Below are 3,284 nucleotides of genomic sequence, written 5' to 3' on the forward strand. Positions count from 1 at the left end.
GGCTGGTAGCCGTTGGGATCGTGGCAGAGCTCGGGAGTCGGCGCGCGCTTGCCCGGCACATCGACACACGGGGTGTTGCGGATACCGCGCACGGCCTCCTTGGCGTTCTGCGGCACCTTGCAGTACATGTTGTCCGGGGTGTCGATCGGGGAAAGATCGGCGGGCGAGCGTCGCTCCGACGCCGGCAGGAAGCCGGTGGTGCAACCCGGCGGGTCGTTCAGGCCGAGCATGAAGTCGACCATGGCGCCGTACTGCACAGGCCCGCGAATGGCGGTCAGCAGTGCCGACAGCAGCGGCGGATAAAGAACCAGGACTTGCTCGAGCCCGGCGTGATAGGTGAGCCCGACCTGGCCGACGCTGAGCATATTGGCGAGCATGATCGGCAAGGTCGGCTTGAGATTCTGGAAGGTCGAGTTCACCTTGTCGAGCGTGGACGGCGTGTTCTGCAGGATCGCCTTCAGCGAAGGATCATGTTCCCGCAGTTGATCGGTGACCGTGGCGAGGTCCTTGGTCCAGGTCCGGACATCGTCCGAGGTCTGGTTCTGGGTGTCCAGCAGCGGGCCGATCTTGTCCAGCAGATCCTTGGTGGCGTCGGTGTTGTCCTTGGCCGACTGCACCAGCAGCGACGCCGAGTCGATGAACCGCTGCAGATCCGGGCCCGCGCCGTTGAAGGCGACGAAGGCGTCGTTGATGACCTCTTGCAACTTGGTGTCCGCGACGGTGGACAGCAGCCGGTCCGCCTGATCGAGCATGGCTCCGACGTCCTGCGGCAGCTTGGTCTGGTCTACCGGGATGACCGAGCCGTCGTGCAGGTTGCCGCCCTTGGGATTATCGGCCGGGACCAGATCCACGAACTGCTCACCGATGGCCGACACGCTTTTCACGTAGGCGGTCACATCGGAGGGGATCTTGTAGTCGCTGTCGATGGAGAGCTTGGCGTCCACACCGGCCGGGGTGAGTTTGACGTCCTCCACCTTGCCGATATTGGTGCCACGGTAGGCCACGTTGGCGGTCGGGTACAGGCCGCCGGTAGCGGCCAATTGCACCGTGACGCCGTACCTTCCGATACCCAGCATGGCCGGGAGCTTCACGTAGTCGCCGCCCATAACGGTCAGGCCGATCACGGTCAGCACCGAGAAGATGGCCAGCTGTACCTTGACGAACTTGGTGAGCTTCACTTCCCGTCACCCCCTTGCTGTGCGGGCACGGTCAGGCCCGGAATGGCCGGCAGACCCGGAATCGGCGGCAGCCCAGCGATACTCGGGGTCGGCGTCGGCGTGGTGGTCTGCGGCGCGGTCTTCAGCGGATCGGTGAGCGGGTCACCGATGCCCTGCGGGGTCTTCGCGCCGGTGATACCGGTGCCGAGGGTGGCCTGGGCACCGCCCAGGCTGCCGCCCAGCGGCGTGCCGGTGAGGAAGTTCGAGTCCAGCCGGGCGCCGGTGAGGTCGACGGTCATGAACAGGTTCATGTAGTCGCCCTTGATGACCTTGTCGATGTTCTTGATCGGGAACGGGAACGACAGCAGCCACTGCAGCGAGTCGGCGAGTTTGCCGCCGGTCGAGGCCAGCGATTGCAACGCGGGCTCCAGGTTGGACAGGTCCGCCTTCAGGTTGTCGCCGCCCTGGTCGATGACCTTCTGCACGGTGTCGCTCAAACCACCCAGTGCCGTAATGGCTTTGGTGATGTTCTCACGGCGGTCGGCGAGCACGGTCAGCGCCGGGTGGATCTGGGTGATGGCCTTGGTGACATCGTCCTTCTGCTGCGCGAACACCCCGGCGAACCGGTCCAGCCCACTCATGGCGGCGATGATGTCGGCCGTCTGTTTGTCCAGGGTGGTGGTCAGCTGATTCAACTGCGGCAACAGATCCCGGATGGCATCGGTGCGATTCTTGAAGGTCGCGTCGAGTTCCTTGGTGATCGTCTCCACCTGGGAGATGCCACCGCCGTTGAGCACCACCGACAGTGAGGACAGCGTCTGCTCGGTGGTCGGGTAGGCCGCGGCACGGTCGAGCGGGATCAGATCCCCGTCCTGCAAACGGCCCTGCGCCGGCTGATCGGTCGGTGCGGCCAGCTCCACGTGGTTGGAGCCCAGCAGACTGGTCTGTCCGATGCGCGCGATGGCGTTGGCGGGCAGCGTGACTCCCTTGTCCAGGGAGAGGGTGACCAGGGCGTGCCAGTTCTCGACCTCGATGCCGGTGACCGAGCCCACCGCCACGTCGTTCACCATGACCGGCGAATTACGGGTCAGCGTGGTCACATTCGGCATCTGGACGCGCACATGCCAGGCGCCCGCGCCGGTGCCGGGCGCACCCGGCATGGACACCGAGTTCAAGCCGTCCCAGGAGCAACCGCCCACACCGAACAGCGCGACCAGGCTGATCGCCATGCCCGCCAGGCGAATTCGTCGGCGACTGGTCATCGTCCACCTCCAGTCAGCAGATCGGCGAGGGACTTGGGGGAGGCGACCTGTGCACCGTCTGCCGCGGGGGTCTGGTTGGCCAGGTCCGGCGTGCTGTAGGTGAGCTGATTCGGGAACGCGTTCTGCTCGGTCGCCGGATTCACCAGCAGCGGCGGGTAATTCATCATCAGCGACTGGATCACGGGCGCCAGGTACTGCTTGCAGAGCTCGGCGCTGTGCTGGGAATCGTTGACCGGGTCGGCCTCGACGCCGCCGCACAGGAAGGCGGTCGGGTTCGCGAAGTTCGGTGCACCCAGGGCGCCGGTTATCGTGCCCTGGGCCGGCTTGTAGAGCTGGTAGAAGTTCGCCAGCGCGGTCGGGGCGGAGTGCATGATGCGCTCCAGTTCCGGCTTCTTGTCCGCGAGGATCTGGGTGGCGTCGGCCAGCTTCTGCACACTCTCGGTCAGTGCGCCGCCGCGCTGGTCCAGGAACCGCTTCACGTCGCCGATGGCCGAGTCGAGATTGTCCAAGCCGGAACCGAGATCGGTCGAAACATTGGCGAGCACCGAGGAGACCGAGGCCAACCGGCCGCCGAACTGCACGATCTGATCGTTGGACTTGGACAGCACATCGACGAACTTCTGCAGGTTCTGGATGGTGCCGAACAGGTCGGTGCGACCGTCGGAGAGCGTGCTCAGCGTGCTGGACAGCTCTTTCAGGGTGTCGCGGAAGGCCTGGGCATTGCCATTGCCGAGGTTGTCGGCGGCGGTATTGATGGCCCGGCCGAAGGAGCCCTGCTTGTCCTCGCCGATCGGGCCGAGGGCGGTGGACAGCTTGGTCAGCTCGGCCTTGATGTCATCCCATTCCACCGGAACGGCGGTGCGCT

Annotated in this window: 3 protein-coding genes; all 3 read right to left on the reverse strand. The window is 65.4% G+C overall.

What is annotated here, in order from left to right; translation table 11 throughout:
* The coding region (locus tag ABZ909_RS43430; RefSeq protein ID WP_357012323.1) for an MlaD family protein at positions 1–1,178 on the reverse strand (1,178 nt) is incomplete at its 3' end.
* Positions 1,175–2,419 (reverse strand): MCE family protein, encoded by a 1,245-nt coding sequence (locus tag ABZ909_RS43435; RefSeq protein WP_357012325.1) that lies wholly within the window; start codon positions 2,417–2,419, stop codon positions 1,175–1,177. The genes ABZ909_RS43435 and ABZ909_RS43430, both read right to left, overlap by 4 nt.
* Positions 2,416–3,284 (reverse strand): MCE family protein (locus tag ABZ909_RS43440; protein WP_357012327.1); only part of this gene is annotated, 869 nt, incomplete at its 5' end. The genes ABZ909_RS43435 and ABZ909_RS43440, both read right to left, overlap by 4 nt.

Origin of the sequence: Nocardia sp. NPDC046763 (assembly GCF_040645495.1) — a bacterium.
GTDB lineage: Bacteria > Actinomycetota > Actinomycetes > Mycobacteriales > Mycobacteriaceae > Nocardia.

Coding starts and splice junctions, on each gene's coding strand:
- ABZ909_RS43435 (WP_357012325.1), bottom strand. CDS start 2,419: ATGACCAGTCGCCGACGAATTCGCCTGGCGGGCATGGCGATCAGCCTG.